The sequence below is a fragment of the Martinezella rhizogenes genome, assembly GCF_027460065.1.
Classification (GTDB): domain Bacteria; phylum Pseudomonadota; class Alphaproteobacteria; order Rhizobiales; family Rhizobiaceae; genus Agrobacterium; species Agrobacterium rhizogenes_C.
The window spans coordinates 46,520-65,879 of record NZ_JAPYZZ010000012.1 but is presented as its reverse complement, the minus strand read 5'-3'; the positions used below and the strand labels follow the sequence as shown (position 1 = coordinate 65,879).

Here is a 19,360-nt window from a genome sequence, read left to right as displayed (position 1 = left end):
CGCATGATTTTATTCAGACCCCGGTATTTGCCGCAGCAACCTGTCACCCACCGCGAATTTCGATTTCAGCAGACACTCATCATATTCCGCCTCCGCCACGGAATCGAACACGATGCCGCCGCCGACGTTAAAGACCGCACGGCGGTCATCGAACAGCGTCATCGTGCGGATCGCCACCGAAAAGCGCATATCACCGCCTGGAGATATGAAGCCAATCGCGCCACAATAGGCGTCTCGTGACGACGCTTCCAGTTCACGCAGGATTTTCATCGCCCACATTTTTGGCGCGCCGGTAACCGAGCCGCAGGGAAACAGCGCCGAAAAGATGTCCTCCACGGTCACCTCGGGCAGAAGCTTCGCCCTGACATGGCTGACCATCTGATGCACGGTCGGATAGGTCTCGATATCGAAGAGGCGCGGCACATCGAGGCTGCCGACTTCGGTGATGCGGGAAATGTCGTTGCGCAGGAGATCAACGATCATGCGGTTTTCGGCGAGCGTCTTTTCGTCGGCAAGCATCGCCGCGATGATCGCCCGGTCCTCTTCCGCATCTGCCCCCCGCGGCGTGGTTCCCTTCATCGGATGGGTTTCGATGAAACCTTCGCCATCGACCGAGAAAAACAGTTCCGGCGAACGTGACAGGATGACCGGGCCACCAAGATCGACCAGCGCGCCGTATTTCACCGGCTGGCGTTCGATCAGCGACCAGAAGGCGGTGAGCGGATCGCCATTCCAGCGGGCATGAACGGGCATGGTCAGATTGCCCTGGTAACAATCACCCCGACGCAGATGCTCGTGCAGCTGCTCGAAACGCTGCCGATATTCGGGAAGTGTCCATGCTGCTACCGGGTCAGTGAGAAACGCGTCCGCATCCGGCACCGCGTCAGGCCGCGCAAAGCGACCCTCATCCGGCTGCGGGCAGGAGAAGACGCCGAAATTCAGAAATGGTACATTGCGGGGCTCCGCCGCAAAGGGTGCGAGTTTTGGCTCGAACAGGAAACCAGCCTCGTAGGACATATAGCCGGCGAGATATTTCCCGGCGTGCCGCAACTCTTCCATGCGTTGAAGCGCGGCGAAAAATGCTTCCGGCTCATCCGCGACGATGATCTCTTCCGGCTCGGTGAAGGCTGTCACCGTGCCGGTTGTGTCATCCCGGAAAAGAACGTAAGGCGCATGTGCCAAGGAAAAATCCGTAGAGTGTAAGTTCGGGATTTCAGAATGGCGGAGAGACTTTTCCGTCGTCATCCTCGGGCCTGTCCCGAGGATCTGCCGCCCGTTGATTTTAGCTACCTCGGCAGATCCTCGGCACAAGGCCGAGGATGACGTCGAGTGTGTAGACACGTCGCGCCCCACTAAACCGGGTCTATATCGCCCCGCGCCCACATTTCGATGGTTTCCGCATAAAAATCGGCGAAACGGCCTTCCTCGATCGACTTGCGGATACCCTGCATCAGCTCCTGATAATAGGCAAGATTGTGCCAGGAGAGCAGCATGCCGCCCAGCGCCTCGTTGGAGCGGGTGAGATGGTGCAGATAGGCGCGGGAATAATCGCGCGAGGCCGGGCAGTTGGACTGCTCGTCGAGCGGGCGCATGTCTTCGGCATGGCGGGCGTTGCGGATGTTGACCCTGCCACGACGGGTAAAGGCAAGCCCGTGACGGCCGGAGCGGGTCGGCATCACGCAGTCGAACATGTCGATACCGCGCGCCACCGATTTCAGGATATCGTCAGGCGTGCCGACGCCCATCAGGTAACGCGGCTTTTCGGTGGGCAGCACCGGCAGGGTGATATCGAGCATGCCGAGCATCACATCCTGCGGCTCGCCGACGGCAAGGCCGCCAACGGCATAACCCTTGAGATCGAGCTCTTTCAGCCCTTCGGCGGAACGAATGCGCAGGTCCGGCTGGTCGCCGCCCTGCACGATGCCGAACATGGCCTTGCCGGGCTGTTCGCCAAAGGCGACGCGGCAGCGCTCGGCCCAGCGCAGCGACATTTCCATGGCGCGCTCGATTTCCTTGCGCTCGGCCGGCAGCGCGATGCACTCGTCGAGCTGCATCTGGATATCCGAATCGAGCATGCCCTGAATTTCGATCGAGCGTTCCGGCGACATATGGTGCAGCGAACCGTCCACATGGCTCTTGAAGGTCACGCCCTTCTCGTCGAGCTTGCGCAGACCGGAAAGCGACATGACCTGAAAACCGCCGCTGTCGGTGAGGATCGGATGCGGCCAGCGGATCAGCTCATGCAGACCGCCAAGACGGGCAACACGTTCCGGGCCGGGCCGCAGCATCAGGTGATAGGTATTGCCGAGAATGATATCGGCCCCCAGCTCGCGCACCTGATCGAGATACATGGCCTTGACGGTGCCAACAGTGCCGACGGGCATGAAGGCGGGCGTGCGGATGACGCCGCGCGGCATGGCGACCTCGCCGAGGCGCGCGCCACCGCTCGTGGCTTTCAGGGTGAAGGTGAATTTGTCGTGCATCAGTTTTTCCGGAACAACAGGCTGGAATCGCCATAGGAATAGAAACGGTATCCGGTTTCGATCGCGCGCCTGTAAGCGTCACGCATCGTTTCGAGACCGCAGAAAGCCGAAACCAGCATGAACAGCGTGGATTTCGGCAGGTGGAAATTGGTCATCAGCATATCGACCGCGCGGAAACGATATCCGGGCGTGATGAAGATGCCGGTGGCATCGGACCACGGGTGGATAACACCATTCTCGTCGGCCGCACTTTCGATCAGTCGCAGCGACGTGGTGCCGACGCAGATAATGCGCCCGCCGCGCGCCTTCACCGCATTCAGCCGGTCAGCGGTTTCCTGCGAAACATGGCCGATCTCGAAATGCATCTTGTGATCGTCGGTATCGTCGGACTTCACCGGAAGGAAAGTGCCTGCCCCAACGTGAAGCGTCACGAAATGCCGCTCGATGCCGGCCTTGTCGAGTGCCGCAAACAGATCAGGCGTGAAATGCAGCCCGGCGGTGGGGGCAGCGACAGCGCCCTTCTCTCGGGCGTAAATGGTCTGGTAGTCGGTTTGGTCCTGCGCATCTTCCGGCCGCTTGGCGGCGATATATGGCGGCAGCGGAATATGGCCGACCGAGGCAATCGCCTCATCCAGCACCGGGCCGGACACGTCGAAGAGCAGCGTGATCTCGCCATCCCCGCCCTTTTCCTCGACGGTGGCTTCCAGATGGGCAAGGCCGCAAGCATTGTCGCGCTCGTAACCGAAACGGATGCGATCGCCTTCCTTGATGCGCTTGCCGGGACGGGCGAATGCCTTCCAGCGCGACTGGTCGGTGCGCATGTGCAGCGTGGCCGAAACCGCTGTCTCCGGTGCCCCTTCGCGCAAGCGAACGCCTTCCAGCTGGGCGGGGATAACGCGGGTATCGTTGAAGACAAGCGCATCGCCGGGCCTCAGGAAGGACGGCAGGTCGAAGACGCGATGGTCCTCCATGCGATTTTCATTCGGATCGACCACCAGCAGGCGCGCGCTATCGCGCGGGTTCGCCGGGCGAAGGGCGATATTCTCCTCGGGCAGATCGAAATCGAACAGGTCTACACGCATTGCAAGGGCTCTCGAAAATATCAAAACCCGCCCTGCATTGCGTGGGGCGGGTGGAAGGCGATGACAGGGTGCCTCTACACTCGACGTCATCCTCGGGCTTGTCCCGAGGATCTAACCACGTTGACGTTGTGGATCGTTAGATCCTCGGGACAAGCCCGAGGATGACGTCTGAGAGGTTGGCACCCTTGTCATCAATGTGAAACGCCCCGCAGTTTCCTGCGGAGCGGGTAAACACTTTAAACGCTATTCTCAAGCCGCTGAAGCAAGCTTGATGGAAACGATCGAATCGGGATCCTTCACCGGCTCGCCGCGCTTGACCTTGTCGATGGCTTCCATGCCCTCGATGACCTGGCCCCAAACGGTGTACTGCTTGTTGAGCCACGGGGAATCCGTGAAGCAGATGAAGAACTGAGAGTTGGCGGAGTTCGGGTTCTGCGAACGGGCCATGGAGCAGGTGCCGCGCACATGCGGAATGGCGGAAAATTCAGCCTTCAGGTCTTCCTTTTCAGAACCGCCCATGCCGGCGCGGGCCGGGTTGAAGCTTTCCGAACCCTTCTTGCCGAACTTCACGTCACCGGTCTGGGCCATGAAGTCTTCGATGACGCGGTGGAAAACAACGCCATCATAAGCGCCTTCCGATACCAGTTCCTTGATGCGGGCGACGTGGCCCGGCGCAACTTCCGGAAGCAGCTGGATCACGACCTTGCCGGTCGTCGTTTCCATGATGATGGTGTTTTCCGGATCCTTGATCTCGGCCATGATTATTCTCCTCTGTTCGGGCTCTATTGCCCTACCTTACTTCTTGCCGACGGTGACCTTGATCATCCGGTCGGGGTTGGAAACTTCGCCGTTGCTGCCCTGCCCGCGCTTGATCTTGTCCACGGCTTCCATGCCGGACACGACCTTGCCGACCACGGTATATTGACCGTTCAGGAACGGACCGTCGGCAAACATGATGAAGAATTGCGAGTTGGCAGAATTCGGATCGCTGGAGCGCGCCATGCCGACCACGCCGCGCGTGAACGGCTTCTTGGAGAATTCGGCCGGGATATCGGCCATATCGGAACCACCGGTTCCGGCGCGCTGGGCGTTAAAACCCTTCTCCATGTTGCCGTACTGCACGTCGCCGGTCTGCGCCATGAAACCATCAATGACGCGGTGGAAAGCCACATTGTCATAAGCGCCCTTTTTCGCCAGCGCTTCGATCTGCGCCACGTGCTTCGGCGCAACATCGGGCGCAAGCTCGATGACAACAGGGCCGTCCTTCAGCTGTATGGTTAGGAGTTCGGCAGCCGAAGCGATGGTGCTGGCGGCAAGCGCGCCGGCAAACAGGGCGCCGGCAAAGGCAAATCGAACGAGTTTCATCGGATTGGCTCCAAATGTAAGGCTGAAGTCAGCGCTTCAGCTTGGCGTTAAGGGCTTCAAGCACGGCTTTCGGCACGAAGGCGTCGACATTGCCGCCCATGGCGGCGATCTGCCGGACCAATGTGGCTGTAATGGGTCGCGACGAGGTGCCAGCGGGCAGGAACACGGTCTGAATATCAGGCGCCATCTGGCGGTTCATGCCGGCCATCTGCATTTCATAATCGAGATCGGTGCCATCGCGCAGGCCGCGCAGCAAAAGATGCGCACCATGCTGGCGGGCGGCATCGACGACGAGATTGTCGAAGGAGACCACTTCCATGCGCGCCGCTGCATCTGGCAGCTGCTCGGTCAGCGCCTGTTTTATCAGGGCCGCCCGCTCATCGAAGCTGAACAGCGGCGCTTTTCCGGGATGGATACCGACGGCAACGATGACTTTCGACGCCACATTCAGCGCCTGGATAAGCACATCCAGATGTCCGTTGGTCATCGGATCGAATGATCCTGGATAAAAGGCAATCGTCATATCGCTCTCAGATGGTGGGCGCGCTTCGATGCTGGGCATTCATGTGCCCGCCTTTTGTCATGGAGAGCCACGCGGCGCAAGACTTTATAACCGTGCAGCATAACCGTGGCCGTGCCGTGAACCCGCGATGAATGGACCGTTCAGGGCGGTTTCAGAGCTATTTTGTTTAAATGCACAGCATCGGGAAACCGAAACGCCCCTCACCCGTTAAGCATCCGGAGAATTGAAAATGCTGGCCTTCATGATCGTCCTTTCGGTCATCGCATCATTCGCAGCTGAGTATCTTTTTCTCGAATGACGCTCCTCGCCAGATTTCTGAACGCCAGATGAACGAGCCATTCAAGGAAGTTTCACCGGGGCGATGCTAATCGATTTTTACGGTTAACGCGGAACATGTCGAGACATGGTGCGTTAATAAAAAACCAAAGGAACGGACAGATGTTTGTAAGAGAAAAACAGTCTACTTCGGCGAAAATCAGCGTCATCAGCACCGCCTGGACAGTACTGGTTATCGCAATGGTAGCAACGACGTTTAGCCTTTATGAGCAGAAGCCTGAAACCCAGGGACCGGACTACCCGCAGCTGACCGCCCGTTACCAGTATATGAATTATTACTGAGTAACGGGGAGAATTTCCTCAAAACTCCCGGAGACGATATCATGTTCACATTTCTGACGATGCTTCTGGCCCTGATCAGCGTAATGTTCGTGACGTCAATGATCTCCGTCGTCGCCGAGATGCGACGGGAAGACGAGGAATTCAAGGCGATGATCCGGCGCGACCGCGCGTTCTGAGCGCGGCAGACCGGCTTCAGGCCGTTGCAGGAATGATTCTTTTCAGCCGCCTGGAATGTCCGGGCGGTTTTGTTTTGCCAATTCCTCAGCGATACCCACCCCTCATTCCTGTGCTTGTCACAGGAATCCAGCCGACGCGCGTCTGCGCGGCGGAGAGAGTCCTTTCAGCCCAAGGACTTGGGCTGGCTGGCTTCCTGTGACAAGCACAGGAATGAGGGCGTAGAGGCAGCCGATATACATCCAGCACCTCCATTTCGACGCCCCCAATCACACAACCGTTTTCAAAACCCCGTTTTTCCAAGGCAAATTCCCTTCAATTTCCGTTTGGATTGATTTAAGGAACGCCGATACGTTGCGGGCCGCACAGCCGGCAACCGCGACGACGTTCCTGTGAGGTTTGCATAACGATGCTCGATTCCCTGAGAAATGCTTCTCGAACCATGGCAGCCAAGTTGCTGCTTCTCCTGCTTGTTGTTTCGTTTGGCGTCTGGGGCGTCTCCGCATCGCTTGTCACCGCCAATTCCCACGCCGTCATGACGGTGGGTGACCAGACGGTCAGCCCGCAGGAATTCCGCCTTGCGTATCAGCGCCAGGTTTCCGATCTCAGCCGCCAGTTCGGTACAAGGCTGACGACCGAGCAGGCCAAGGCCTTCGGCATCGACCGTCAGGTGTTCAGCCAGCTTGCGGCCGGTGCGGCGCTTGACGAACTGGCCTCGAAGATGAATCTCGGCCTTTCGGAAAACCGCCTCGCCAACCTCATCGCCGAGGACCCGGCCTTCAAGTCGGTCAACGGCCAGTTCGACCGTAATCTCTTCAGCGAGCGCCTGCGCAATTCCGGCTTCCGTGAAGACGACTATATCAAGGAACGCAGCAAGGTTGCCGTCCGCAGCCAGATCGTCGAAGCTGTCTCCGACGGTTTTGCCGCACCGCAGGTGCTGGTGGATGCGCTGAAGCAGTATCGCAACGAACAGCGCGCCGTCGATTACGTCATTCTCTCCAACGCCGTCATCCCGCCGGTGAAGGCACCGGGCGACGACGTGCTCACGCCCTGGTTCGAAACCAACAAGTCGAAGTACCGCGCGCCGGAATTCCGAAAGTTCACCTATGTGAAGCTGGAACCGTCCGATATCGCCGAGCCCGCTTCCGTAACGGACGCGCAGATCGCCGATTATTATAACAGCCACAAGGACAGCTTCCGCACCGCCGGCCGCCGCACCGTGGAGCAGCTGACCTTCCCGGACAAGGAAATGGCCGCCGCTGCCGCCGAGCAGATCAGGCTCGGCAACACCACCTATGACCAGGTGGTGAAGGATCAGGGCAAGACCGCCTCCGATGTCACCCTCGGTGAATTCACCAAGGATACCATCCCCGACCAGTCGATTGCCGATGCCGCCTTCGCCATCCAGAAGGATGGCGGCGTATCGCCGGTGGTTGAGGGCTCCTTCGGCCCGATCCTCCTGCGCGTCACCGGCATCAAGCCGGAAACCACCCGCACGCTTGATGAAGCGAAGGAAGATATCCGCAAGGACCTCGCCACTGCCGCCGCCGCGGAAGAAATCACCAATGTGCATGATCGCTACGAGGATCTGCGCGCCGGTGGTTCTTCGCTCGCCGATGCCGCCAAGCAGCTCAACCTGAAGCCCGTCACCATTGACGCCATCGATGCCGCCGGCCTCAATGAAAAGGGCGATGCGATTGAGGGCCTGCCCTCGCCGCAGCTGGCGCAGGAAGTGTTCAAGACCGAACCCAGCACCGACGCCCTGCCGATCAATCTCGGCCGTGAAGGGTATATCTGGTTCGACGTCGAGCAGATCATCCCCGCCCGCGACCGCACGCTTGCCGAAGTCCGCGATGACGTCGTGGCCGACTGGACGGCAGAGCAGCAGCGCACCGCGCTTGCCGCCAAGGCCGACGAGCTGAAAGCCCGCGTTGAGAAGGGCGAAACGCTGGAAGCCGTCGCCGGTGAGCTGAGCCTTGCCGTCGAGCAGAAATCCGGCCTGCGCCGCACCAGCGAGGACGCGATCTTTGGCCGCCAGACCATCGCCGCCGTCTTCTCGGGCGCCGAAGGCGTTGTCGGCACCGCGGCCGATGCCGACGGTTCCAGCCGTATCCTCTTCAAGGTCACCTCGGTTGACGCCAATGCACCTGCCGATGCGCTTGCCAATGACGACCAGCAGTTCGCCGCCATTGCCCGCGCCGCTGGCGACGACATGCTGGATCAGATGGTCAACCGTCTGCAGAATGATTATGGTGTGACGATCAACCAGGCCCTCGCCGATCAGGCGATGGTCGGTTTCTAACCGGGGGGCGAGACATGGCCGAACTGAAGCCGCTGATCGCCAAGGTCGCGAACGGAGAAAGCCTGAACCGCGAAGATGCGCGCACGGCTTTCGATATTCTGATGTCGGGCGAAGCCACCCCGTCGCAGATCGGCGGTTTCCTGATGGCGCTGCGTGTGCGCGGCGAAACGGTCGACGAAATCGTCGGCGCGGTTTCTTCCATGCGTGCCCGCATGCTGCCGGTTTCGGCCCCCGCCAATGCCATCGATATCGTCGGAACCGGCGGCGATGGCATCGGCACCTACAACATCTCGACGCTGGCCTCGATCATCACCGCCGGCACGGGCCTGCCGGTCGCCAAGCACGGCAACCGGGCGCTGAGCTCCAAATCCGGCACGGCGGATGCGCTGTCCGCGCTCGGCGTGAGGCTCGATATCGGCCCCGATCTCATCGCCCGCTGCATCGCAGAGGCCGGCCTCGGTTTCATGTTCGCGCAGATGCACCATTCCGCCATGCGCCATGTCGGCCCGAGCCGGGTCGAACTCGGCACAAGGACCATCTTCAACCTGCTCGGCCCGCTCTCCAACCCCGCCGGCGCAAAACGGCAATTGCTCGGCGTCTTTTCGCCACGCTGGCTGGTGCCGCTTGCCGAAGTGCTGCGCGATCTCGGCTCGGAAAGCATCTGGGTCGTGCACGGCGATGGCATGGATGAAGTCACCACCACGGGCGTCACCCATGTGGCCGCGCTGGAAGACGGCAAGATCCGCACCTTCGACCTGACGCCGAAGGATTTCGGTGTCGAGCCGGCACAGATGAACGACCTCAAGGGCGGCGATGGCATTGCCAACGCAGCGGCGCTGCGCGAGGTTCTCTCCGGCAAGCGCAACGCCTATCGTGACATATCGCTGTGCAACGCTGCTGCGGCGCTGGTCATTGCCGGCAAGGCGGAGACGCTCACAGAGGCGATGACGATCGCCAGCGACGCACTCGACAGCGGCAAGGCCGCCGCAGCACTCGACCGTCTCGTCGTCGTATCCAACGAGGCCAATTCAGGGCAGGAATGAGAGCGAGACCATGAGCGACATTCTCAAGAAGATCGAGATTTACAAGCGCGAGGAAATCGCCGCCGCCAAGGCCAGTGTTTCTCTGGCCGATCTGAAGGCCATGGCCGCAGACCAGAGCGCACCGCGCGGTTTCTATAAAGCGCTGCGGGCAAAGCAGGCCGAGGGCAAGTTTGGCCTCATCGCCGAAATCAAGAAGGCCAGCCCCTCAAAGGGCCTCATCCGTCCCGATTTTGACCCGCCGGCGCTGGCCGCCGCTTACGAGGCGGGTGGCGCCGCCTGCCTCTCGGTCCTGACGGATACGCCGAGCTTTCAGGGTGCGCCGGAATTCCTGACCGCCGCCCGCAATGCCTGCGCTCTGCCGGCGCTGCGCAAGGATTTCATGTTCGATACCTATCAGGTACATGAAGCCCGCGCCTGGGGTGCGGATTGCATCCTGCTCATCATGGCGTCTCTCTCCGATGACGAGGCGAAGCGCCTCGAGGACGAGGCTTTTGCGCTCGGCATGGATGTGCTGGTCGAGGTGCATGATGCAGAGGAAACCGAACGCGCGCTAAAACTCGCCTCACCGCTTCTCGGCATCAACAACCGCAACCTGCGCACCTTCGAAGTCGGCCTCGAAACCAGCGAGAAACTGGCGGGCCTCGTGCCGGCCGACAAGCTGCTGGTCGGCGAAAGCGGCATCTTCACCTTCGAGGATTGCCAGCGTCTCGAGAAAAGCGGCATCAGCACCTTCCTCGTCGGCGAAAGCCTGATGCGCAAGGACGATGTGACGGCGGCGACCAAGGCCCTGCTGACCGGCCAGTCCGGCATTCTGGCCGCGGAATAATGCGCCAATGAGCGATGGCCAAAAGCTCACCCATATCGATGCCAGCGGCGAAGCGCATATGGTCGATGTCGGCGACAAGGCCGAAACGGTCCGTGTCGCCGTCGCCGAAGGTTTCGTGAAGATGAAGCCGGAGACGCTGGCGCTCATCCGCGACGGCAACGCTAAGAAGGGCGATGTCATCGGCACCGCCCGGTTGGCCGGCATTATGGCCGCCAAACAGACGGCCAATCTTATCCCGCTTTGTCACCCGCTGATGCTGACCAAGGTTGCGGTGGACATCACCGAAGACACCACCCTGCCCGGCCTGCGGGTCGAGGCCATGGTGAAACTGTCGGGCAAGACCGGCGTGGAAATGGAAGCGCTGACCGCCGTCTCCATCGCCTGCCTGACGATCTACGACATGGCGAAAGCCGCCGACAAGGCGATGGAAATCGTCAATATCCGCCTGCTCGAAAAAAGCGGCGGCAAATCCGGTGATTTTCGCCGGCAGGAGAGCTGAATGAAACCGCTGCTGCCTGTGGAAGAGGCCATTAAACGCCTTCTGGAAGCAGCAGCTCCGGTAACGGACAGCGAGACCCTGCCGCTTGCCGAATGTGATGGCCGCGTCCTCTCGGCCGATCTGGCGGCGCGCCTCACCCAGCCGCCTTTTGACGCCTCCGCCATGGATGGTTACGCGCTGCGCAGCGTCGATGCATCTGAAATCGGCTCGGTCCTGACCGTCATCGGCCAGGCGGCTGCCGGCCATGCCTTTACCGGCATTCTAGGTGAAGGCGAAGCAGTGCGCATCTTCACCGGCGCGCCCGTGCCTGAGGGAGCCGATACCATCCTCATTCAGGAAGATGCGGAAGTGCTGGAAGGCGGCAAGATCCGCACCACCTTCGAAGTCACCGCCGGAAGACACATTCGCCCGCGCGGGCAGGATTTTGCGCAGGGCGAAACGGTTCTGCAAGCCGGGCGTGAACTCGGTTTCACCGACCTGACGCTTGCGGCGGCGATGAACCACGCGGCGCTCTCCGTCTATCGCAGGCCACGCATCGCCATTCTTGCCACCGGTGACGAATTGCTGCCGCCGGGAAGCGCGCCGAACCCGGCCCAGATCATCGCCTCCAACACTTTTGGCGTCGCAGCCCTCGCCCGTCAGGCGGGGGCCGATATTCTCGACCTCGGCATCATCGCCGATGACGACACGCTGATCCGCGCCGCCATCGGCAAGGCCGTTGCGGCCGGGGTGGATGTGCTGGTGACGCTTGGCGGCGCTTCCGTTGGCGACCATGATCTGGTGCAGGCGGCCCTGAAGGCGGAAGGTATGCAGCTCGATTTCTGGCGCATCGCCATGCGTCCGGGAAAACCGCTGATGGTCGGCGCGATCGGCAGCATGCAGGTTCTCGGCCTGCCCGGAAACCCGGTCGCAAGCCTCGTCTGCGGCCTGCTTTTTCTGGAGCCGCTGATCCGCAGGATCGCGCGCCGCGCGCCGCTGGAGCGCAGCACGACGGCCCGCACCGCGACACCGCTGAAAGCCAATGACCATCGGCAGGACTATCTGCGCGCCCGTTTCAGCACGGACGAAGATGGTGCCTTGGTGGCGGAAGCCTATGCGAAGCAGGATTCATCCATGATGAAGATATTGGCCCATTCCGATGGCCTGATCGTGCGCCCGCCGCATGCGCCGGAGGCAGCGCCCGGGGCGATATGCCCGGTTATAAGGCTGAAGCCCTGACAGTCAGCGGGCCAGATTTCGACCCGCAATGAACAGGCCCTTTTTCCAAATCTTACCGTATGGTTGCCGCGTCTTTAGAGAAAGGCACTCACCACGTTCCGCATGACATGAACACCGCGGATAAAACTGTAACATTCCTGTATCTCGACACGAATGATAAAAAGAACGACCTGAAAGCGTCGTCTCCTCAAATTCAAAATGCGCCATCCCTTTCCGTCACCCGGAAACCTTCCCATATTGTTGTGCCAAAATAAATCAGATGAATCCCGTTATTGGGATTGACAGAATAAATGCGATGCTGGCACCAAGACGAACAGTAGAGACAAAAACTACGGAAATCCTACAAAATGAAAATTACTTATGATTATCAATTAAATAAGATAAAAATCGACAAAAAAGAAATTTCAGGGAACAGAAATTAGTTTTCCATAAATTAAGCTTTCCAAAACAGCTCGTATAATAATAATCATAGTCGATAAGCAGACTCACTGGAGTTTCTTGATGAACACGGCATCCACGCCCAAAACCACGGGGCCCGACATTGCCGGGCAGATTGCCTATGCCATGCGGAGCATGGGTGTCTCGCCGATCCCGCGTAATTACAGTCTGTTTTACGAAGCCTATATCGGCTCGAACCCGGCGCTGACGAAAGATCTGACCGCACTTGGAAACCGGGTCACGCAGGAGGATCTGGACGAGCTATCGTCACGTTATGGCGAAGGCAATCCCAACCGCTCCATCGACGATGCGCAGGAGAAACTGCGGCGCGAACTGGAGGCGCTGCTGGGCACGCTGAGGCGCGAACAATCCTCCATAGAGAACTACAATCGCATTCTCGGCGAAACGCGCCAGCGCATCGACGACAAGAACGCTGCCAGCAACAATATTCTGAGAAATGCGATCTCGCTGCTGGCCGAGGCCACCGGTTCGAAAATCATCGACGGCGAAAAGACGTTCAATGACGTCAACCGCCATGCCGAGGAAATGCATCAGGTGCGCCTCGAGCTCGATGAATACAAGCGCATCGCCAATACGGATTCGCTGACGCGCCTCTCCAACCGGCGGGCCTTCGACGACCGACTTGCCTCGGTTTATGACAGCTCCATCGGCCTGCAATATACCACGCTCGTCCTCCTGGATATCGACCACTTCAAGCGCATCAACGACACGTTCGGCCATCCGGTCGGCGACAAGATTCTTGCCACCGTCGCCTCCGTCATCCGCGCCAATGTGCGCAAGGATGGTTTCGTCGCCCGAAGCGGCGGCGAGGAATTTGCCATCATTCTCGATGGCAACACACCGGAAGAGGTGATGGTGATGTGCGAACGCATCCGGCTGTCGCTGGAAAGCACGCCCTTCCGCAATTCGCGATCAGGCGCCGATTACGGCACGGTCACCATCTCGATCGGCTTCGCCTCTGCCGCACGGGCCACCAATCCCAGCGAGCTTTACGGCCATGCCGATACGGCGCTCTACCACGCCAAGGAAACCGGCCGGAACCGTTCCGTCTTTTACGAGGACGGCATGCAGAACAATTATACCGGCAAGAACTGGCTGATTTATCGGACGTGAAAATTAGAGGGCAGCAGCCGTTCCGTTGACGCCCTCATTCCTGTGCTCGTCACAGGAATCCAGCCAGACCAAGTCCTTGGGCTAAGGAGACTCTTCCCGCCGCGCAGACGCGCGGCGACTGGATTCCTGTGACAAGCACAGGAATGAGGGCGGGGTGACACAAGTGCATGCTCTTTAAGTGCCAACCTGTTGGTGCGGCAATTGATGCCTCACCACATGGTCTTCGCCGCCCGCACCGCCCATTCCCGATCATAGGTCTCCTGATCGAACTCTGCCTTCGCCGCCTTGAGCAGCAGGCCGGGTGTCGGAAGCGAGGCAGGGTCAACGAAATTGGCGGGGTTCCACAATTCCGAGCGCATCAAGGCGCGCGCGCACTGGAAATAGACCTCGTTTATCGTCACCACGATAACCGTGCGCGGATGTTTGCCATCCATCTCGAAGCTCTGCAGCAGCTCGGCATCGACGGACACCACGGCGCGACCATTGATGCGCATCGTCGTATTGGAACCGGGGATCAGGAACATCAGCGCCACGCGCGGGTCGCGCACGATGTTCAAAAGCGAATCGACGCGGTTGTTGCCGCGCCAGTCCGGCAGGAGCACGGTCCTGTCATCGGCCACCCGCACCACGCCGCCCTTGTCGCCCCGCGGCGAACAGTCCATGCCTTCAGGCCCCACCGTCGCCAATGCCAGAAAGGGCGATGCCTCGATCATCTGCCGGTATTCCGCCGTCAGCGTCGCCGTCACCTTGGCGATCGAGGCTTCGCTCGTGCCGTCATAAATGGCCTTCAGTTCGTCAACCGTGCGAATGATCGTCATGTCAGTCAGTCCCTCGAAATCACGCTGCGCCGCCAACAGGCGCAATCCCCTACTCTTCCGCCGCTTCCGCCTTTTCCCGTTCCGCCCGCTCGCGCGCGGTGCGTGCGGCAACGAGATCGGCCGGCTGGGCATTGCCGCGGATCAGCGAACGGCCGGCATAGATGCCGCCGACAACCTCCATGGCGAAACGCTCCTCGTCGCGGTCGCGGAATTCCTCCACCAGGCGGGCAGCGTCTTCCCGTTCCTCGCCCATGGCGCCCAGCACTTCCTCGCTGAAATTGAGCGCCGATTCCAGCGTCTCGCGGATCTGGTAGTCGACGCCGGCTTTCAGAAGATCGATCGCGTGGCCGCGGTCATAGGCACGGGCAAGGACGGGAACCAGCGGGAACTCATGCTTGACGATCTCCGCAATCCTGACAGCCGCCTCCTTGTCGTCGACGCAGATAAGCACGGCCCGCGCCGTGCTGGCACCGGCGGCATGCAGGATTTCCGCCCGCGAGCCGTCGCCATAATAGACCTTGAAACCGAATTCCGCCGCATCGCGCACGAACTCGGCATCCTTGTCGATCAGCGACAGCGTATAACCGCGCGCCAGAAGCGGCTGACTGACGATCTGGCCGAAACGCCCGAAGCCGATCAGGAGAATGCTGCCTTCGACATTCTCAGGCACATCGAGATCGTCGGTATTGGGAACCGCCGCCGGCACCAGCCGGTCATGCAGGATGACCATCAGCGGCGTCAGCACCATGGAGATGATGATGGTCGCCGTCAGAATGGCGTTGGCCTCCCGGTCGAGAATGCCGGCACTGACGGCGGCGGAATAAAGCACGAAGGCGAATTCGCCGCCCTGCGCCATCAGCACCGCCCGTTCCAGGCTCTCACGCCTGGTGGTGCCGAGCGCCCGCGCCACGCCATAGATCAGGAAGGCTTTCAGCAGCATGTAGCCCGCGACGCTGACGACCACGAGCTGCCAGTTGGCGGCGATGACGGCAAGATCGATCGCCATGCCGACGCCAAGGAAAAACAGGCCGAGCAGAATGCCGCGAAACGGCTCGATATCCGCTTCCAGCTGATGGCGGAAGGAGGATTCCGAGAGCAGCACGCCGGCCAGAAAGGCTCCCATGGCCATGGAAAGCCCGCTGACCTGCATCAAGAGCGCCGAGCCCAGCACCACCAGCAACGCCGCGGCTGTCATCACCTCGCGTGCGCCGGAGGCCGCCAGCAGGCGGAAGAACGGGTTGAGCAGATAACGCCCGGCAAGGATGAGCGCACCGACGGCGGCAAGCGCGATGCCGATCGAAAGCCAGCGCTCCGAGGCGGTCACATGTTCCCCGCCCGAACCGAGAAAGGCGACAAGCGCCAAGAGCGGCACGATGGCGAGGTCCTCGAACAGCAGGATGGCGATGATGCGCTGCCCTTTCAGGCTCGACATGCTGTTGCGTTCCTGCAGCATCTGCATGACGATCGCCGTCGAGGTCAGGACGAAACCGGTACCGGCTACGAAGGACATGATGACCGGAAAGCCGAGGCTGACACCCACCAGCGTCAGGCCGCCCATGCAGACCAGCACCTGCAATGCGCCCAGCCCGAAAATATCCTGCCGCATCGACCACAACCGCGAGGGCTGCATTTCAAGGCCGATGATGAACAGGAACATCACCACGCCCAGTTCGGCTATGTGCAGGATCGCCTGCGAATCGGAAAAGAAACCGAGACCGTAAGGCCCGATCACGAGGCCGGCGGCCAGATAACCCAGCACCGAGCCGAGGCCGATGCGCTTGAAGATCGGCGCAGCGATAACGCCCGCCGCCAAAAGCACGACCACCTGGGCCAGATCATTTCCGTTCGCTTCTACAGCCACACGCCACCCCGCTGAATTGATTATACGAGGGTGTTCCCTCCCTCACTTCCTAGCGCATCGGCGTGAAAAGCGAAAACGATTTTCGTCGGGGACAGAGCGAGGATTCAACGGGTTAGTTGCTACCGGGACATGGTGCTTCAGATGTCCCGCGCTCCCTCCCTCATTCCTGTGCTTGTGACAGGAATCCAGTCAGCCCAAGTCGTTGGGCTGGAGAAGACTCTTTTTCGCCGCACGGACGTGCGTCGGCTGGATTCCTGTGACAAGCACAGGAATGAGGGAGGTAGGCGCTTACCGGGAGCGCGGCTCCCTGCTCAAGCCCTTCTCCGCAAGCTGCCGCTCATAATCGGCAAACAGCGCGTCGCCGGTTTCACCCAGCTCCTTCAGATATTTCCAGGTGTAGATGCCGCTGTCGTGGCCATCGTCGAAAACGATGCGCACCGCGTAATTGCCTGTCGCGACCATCGAACGGATCGTGACATCGCGTTTTCCGGGCACCGTGACCTTTTGTCCCGGCCCATGGCCCTGTACTTCCGCCGAGGGCGAAAGCACACGCAGCATCTCGGCACCAAGCCGGTAAATGCTTCCATCGTCGAAGGAAACGGTCAATTCACGCCGGTCTTTCGACACAAGCAGCTCGGTCGGCCAGGCATCACTCATTTTTCACTTCCGCACGCTCGTCATATGCGTCAGAATTACGGACTTGCCTCACGATAGGCAAGCCACTACATCAGCTATAGGCCACATAGTCGGCCCCGTGTGTCCGGCGCGTGACGCGATGAGGATGGAGACGTGAACGGTTTTTCCGGCTTGCTTGAAAAAGCGAAAACCCTGACGGAAAACAACGCCCCGATGGTGGACCCTTTCGGCCGCGCCATCACCTATCTGCGCGTCTCCGTGACCGATCGCTGCGATTTCCGCTGCACCTACTGCATGTCCGAGCACATGACCTTCCTGCCGAAGAAGGATCTGCTGACGCTCGAAGAACTCGACCGGCTCTGTTCCGTCTTCATAACGCGCGGCGTGCGCAAATTGCGGCTGACCGGCGGCGAGCCGCTGGTGCGCAAGAACATCATGTCGCTGGTGAGGAACCTTGGCCGCCATGTACAAAGCGGCACGCTCGACGAACTGACGCTGACCACAAACGGCTCGCAGCTTGCGAAATTCGCCGGCGAGCTTGCCGATTGCGGCGTGCGCCGCATCAATGTCTCGCTCGATACGCTCGACCGGGATAAATTCCGCCAGATTACCCGCTGGGGCGATATCGACCGGGTCATGGAAGGGCTCGATGCCGCACAGGCAGCGGGCATCAAGGTCAAGCTGAATGCGGTGGCGCTGAAGGATTTCAACGACGCCGAAATGCCCGAGCTGATGCGCTTTGCCCATGGCCGCGGCATGGACCTGACTGTCATTGAAACCATGCCGATGGGCGAAATCGAGGAAGACCGCACCGACCGCTATCTGCCGCTCTCAAAGCTGCGCGCCGATCTCGAGCAGAACTTCACCCTTATCGACAGCGACTACCAGACTGGCGGCCCCGCCCGTTACGTGACGGTGAAGGAAACCGGCGGCAGGCTGGGCTTCATCACGCCGATGACCCATAATTTCTGCGAAAGCTGCAACCGCGTCCGCCTCACCTGCACCGGCACGCTTTATATGTGTCTCGGCCAGGACGATGCCGCCGATCTGCGCACGGCGCTGCGCGCTTCCGACAGTGACGCCTATCTTTCCGCCGCCATCGACGAAGCGCTGCTGCGCAAGCCGAAGGGGCATGATTTCATCATCGACCGGACCCACAAGCGCCCCGCCGTCGCCCGCCATATGAGCGTGACCGGCGGCTGAGGTCGGCTGAACTTCTTTCTCGCCCACCCACCCATATAAACGGTTGAATTGCTAGCTCTACCGTGCCACGTCTCTATGCATGGAGGAATGCGTGGTCGTGCCCGATAGGTTGCCCACATCGCCCGGCAAGGGCGGCGGATACCGCGCATGGTCTGGGATATTTGGGAATGGCATTGACGGACAATACGCGCGGCGCACTTTTCATGGCGCTCGCCATGGCAAGCTTCACGGCCAATGATGCGCTGACGAAGTCCGTCACCCCCTACATCAACACCGGCCAGATCATGTTCGTCCGCGGCATCATGACCGTGGTGCTGATCTATATCGCCGCCCGGCATTTCGGCGCGCTGCGGCCGCTGAAGACCCTGCTGCGGCCCATCATCATCCTGCGCTGTCTCTGCGAGGTGACAGCCGCCGTTCTTTATCTGACGGCGCTCGGCCTCATCGAGTTTTCCAACGCATCGGCCATCCTGCAATCCCTGCCGCTGGTGGTGACGCTGGGGGCCGCACTTTTCCTGCGCGAGCCGGTCGGCTGGCGGCGCTGGGTGGCCATCATCGTCGGTTTCATCGGTGTGCTCGTCATCATCAGGCCGGGTCCTGAAGGCTTCACGCCGGGGGCGCTGCTGGTCGTCGCATCGCTCGCCGTCACCGCCGCGCGTGATCTCCTGACCCGGAAAATGTATGCCGATGTGCCGTCACTCGCCATCACCGTCATCACCGCCTTCGTCAACATGGCGGTGGGCGGGCTTCTGATCGTGCCATTCGGCGGCTGGCAGCCGATGAATTTTACCATCGTGTCGCATCTGGCCGGTTCGGCCATTCTGGTGCTGGTCGGTTATCAGGCCATCATCCTGTCGATGCGAACGGGCGAGATTTCCTTCGTCGCACCCTTCCGTTACACCGGCCTGCTCTGGGGTTTCATGATCGGCGTGTTCTTCTTCAACGAAAAGATCGACAGCTACACCATCATCGGCGCCATGATCGTCATCGGTTCCGGCCTTTATACCTTCTATCGTGAAAGCCTGCGCAAACGCTCGCAGATAGCCAAGCGCGCAGCCGCAACACCCACGGCCGCAACCACCGTGCGGCCAGCTTCCGTTGCGAAAGCTACCGTAACGGAAGAGGCGGGAGAATAGC

The 19,360-nt window shown here is 60.4% G+C and carries 19 protein-coding genes; 10 read left to right on the top strand and 9 right to left on the bottom strand.

From position 1 onward, the window contains the following. Nucleotides 1-9: 9 nt before the first annotated feature. The 6 genes from O8B93_RS18185 to coaD form a co-directional block, all read right to left on the bottom strand. Nucleotides 10-1,182, bottom strand: a complete 1,173-nt coding sequence (locus O8B93_RS18185) for an aminodeoxychorismate synthase component I (RefSeq protein WP_269711333.1) — start codon at nucleotides 1,180-1,182, stop codon at nucleotides 10-12. A 170-nt stretch (nucleotides 1,183-1,352) separates the two neighbouring features. After that, the gene (tgt, locus tag O8B93_RS18180; protein ID WP_269711332.1) at nucleotides 1,353-2,483 is read right to left on the bottom strand and encodes a tRNA guanosine(34) transglycosylase Tgt; all 1,131 of its coding nucleotides are present in this window, start codon (nucleotides 2,481-2,483) and stop codon (nucleotides 1,353-1,355) included. Continuing rightward, nucleotides 2,483-3,565: a tRNA preQ1(34) S-adenosylmethionine ribosyltransferase-isomerase QueA gene (queA, locus tag O8B93_RS18175; RefSeq protein WP_269711331.1), complete on the bottom strand. Its 1,083-nt coding sequence runs from the start codon at nucleotides 3,563-3,565 to the stop codon at nucleotides 2,483-2,485. The genes tgt and queA overlap by 1 nt, the downstream gene beginning before the upstream one ends. 249 nt (nucleotides 3,566-3,814) lie before the next feature. Next, entirely contained in the window at nucleotides 3,815-4,324 is a 510-nt protein-coding gene (locus O8B93_RS18170; RefSeq protein WP_269711330.1) for a peptidylprolyl isomerase, read from the bottom strand. 36 nt (nucleotides 4,325-4,360) lie between these two features. Beyond that, nucleotides 4,361-4,930, bottom strand: coding sequence for a peptidylprolyl isomerase (locus O8B93_RS18165; protein ID WP_269711329.1), 570 nt, complete (start codon nucleotides 4,928-4,930; stop codon nucleotides 4,361-4,363). Between the two features lie 28 nt (nucleotides 4,931-4,958). Continuing rightward, a complete protein-coding gene (gene coaD / locus O8B93_RS18160) occupies nucleotides 4,959-5,453 on the bottom strand; it encodes a pantetheine-phosphate adenylyltransferase (RefSeq protein WP_269711424.1) in 495 nt (164 codons plus the stop codon). Between the two features lie 438 nt (nucleotides 5,454-5,891). On the opposite strand from coaD, the gene O8B93_RS18155 reads away from it, so the two are divergent. From O8B93_RS18155 to O8B93_RS18120, 8 genes are all read left to right on the top strand, one after another. After that, nucleotides 5,892-6,071, top strand: coding sequence for a hypothetical protein (locus O8B93_RS18155; protein ID WP_003503030.1), 180 nt, complete (start codon nucleotides 5,892-5,894; stop codon nucleotides 6,069-6,071). Nucleotides 6,072-6,112: 41 nt separating this feature from the next. Next, complete coding sequence (locus O8B93_RS18150) at nucleotides 6,113-6,247, top strand: hypothetical protein (protein WP_256387174.1); 135 nt, start codon at nucleotides 6,113-6,115, stop codon at nucleotides 6,245-6,247. Nucleotides 6,248-6,654: 407 nt separating this feature from the next. Then, a complete protein-coding gene (locus tag O8B93_RS18145) occupies nucleotides 6,655-8,547 on the top strand; it encodes a peptidylprolyl isomerase (RefSeq protein WP_269711326.1) in 1,893 nt (630 codons plus the stop codon). 14 nt (nucleotides 8,548-8,561) lie between these two features. Further along, the gene (gene trpD, locus O8B93_RS18140) at nucleotides 8,562-9,590 is read left to right on the top strand and encodes an anthranilate phosphoribosyltransferase (RefSeq protein WP_269711325.1); all 1,029 of its coding nucleotides are present in this window, start codon (nucleotides 8,562-8,564) and stop codon (nucleotides 9,588-9,590) included. Nucleotides 9,591-9,600: 10 nt separating this feature from the next. Further along, a complete protein-coding gene (trpC, locus tag O8B93_RS18135; protein WP_269711323.1) occupies nucleotides 9,601-10,416 on the top strand; it encodes an indole-3-glycerol phosphate synthase TrpC in 816 nt (271 codons plus the stop codon). Nucleotides 10,417-10,423: 7 nt separating this feature from the next. Continuing rightward, the gene (gene moaC / locus O8B93_RS18130; RefSeq protein WP_269711322.1) at nucleotides 10,424-10,915 is read left to right on the top strand and encodes a cyclic pyranopterin monophosphate synthase MoaC; all 492 of its coding nucleotides are present in this window, start codon (nucleotides 10,424-10,426) and stop codon (nucleotides 10,913-10,915) included. Next, a complete protein-coding gene (locus O8B93_RS18125) occupies nucleotides 10,916-12,133 on the top strand; it encodes a molybdopterin molybdotransferase MoeA (protein WP_269711320.1) in 1,218 nt (405 codons plus the stop codon). It abuts the gene before it with no gap. Between the two features lie 501 nt (nucleotides 12,134-12,634). Then, complete coding sequence (locus O8B93_RS18120; protein ID WP_269711319.1) at nucleotides 12,635-13,705, top strand: GGDEF domain-containing protein; 1,071 nt, start codon at nucleotides 12,635-12,637, stop codon at nucleotides 13,703-13,705. A gap of 209 nt (nucleotides 13,706-13,914) precedes the next feature. On the opposite strand, the gene O8B93_RS18115 is transcribed toward O8B93_RS18120, so the two are convergent. The 3 genes from O8B93_RS18115 to O8B93_RS18105 form a co-directional block, all read right to left on the bottom strand. After that, nucleotides 13,915-14,523, bottom strand: a complete 609-nt coding sequence (locus O8B93_RS18115) for a pyridoxamine 5'-phosphate oxidase family protein (RefSeq protein WP_269711423.1) — start codon at nucleotides 14,521-14,523, stop codon at nucleotides 13,915-13,917. Nucleotides 14,524-14,572: 49 nt separating this feature from the next. After that, nucleotides 14,573-16,384 carry a monovalent cation:proton antiporter-2 (CPA2) family protein gene (locus O8B93_RS18110; protein ID WP_269711318.1) on the bottom strand — a complete coding sequence of 604 codons (1,812 nt, stop codon included), beginning with the start codon at nucleotides 16,382-16,384 and terminating at the stop codon, nucleotides 14,573-14,575. Nucleotides 16,385-16,672: 288 nt separating this feature from the next. Continuing rightward, the gene (locus tag O8B93_RS18105) at nucleotides 16,673-17,041 is read right to left on the bottom strand and encodes a gamma-butyrobetaine hydroxylase family protein (protein ID WP_269711317.1); all 369 of its coding nucleotides are present in this window, start codon (nucleotides 17,039-17,041) and stop codon (nucleotides 16,673-16,675) included. A 132-nt stretch (nucleotides 17,042-17,173) separates the two neighbouring features. On the opposite strand from O8B93_RS18105, the gene moaA reads away from it, so the two are divergent. Together moaA and O8B93_RS18095 are read left to right on the top strand one after the other, a co-directional pair. Continuing rightward, nucleotides 17,174-18,223, top strand: coding sequence for a GTP 3',8-cyclase MoaA (gene moaA, locus O8B93_RS18100; protein WP_269711316.1), 1,050 nt, complete (start codon nucleotides 17,174-17,176; stop codon nucleotides 18,221-18,223). A gap of 167 nt (nucleotides 18,224-18,390) precedes the next feature. After that, entirely contained in the window at nucleotides 18,391-19,359 is a 969-nt protein-coding gene (locus tag O8B93_RS18095; RefSeq protein WP_269711315.1) for a DMT family transporter, read from the top strand. The last annotated feature ends 1 nt before the right edge of the window (nucleotide 19,360 follow it).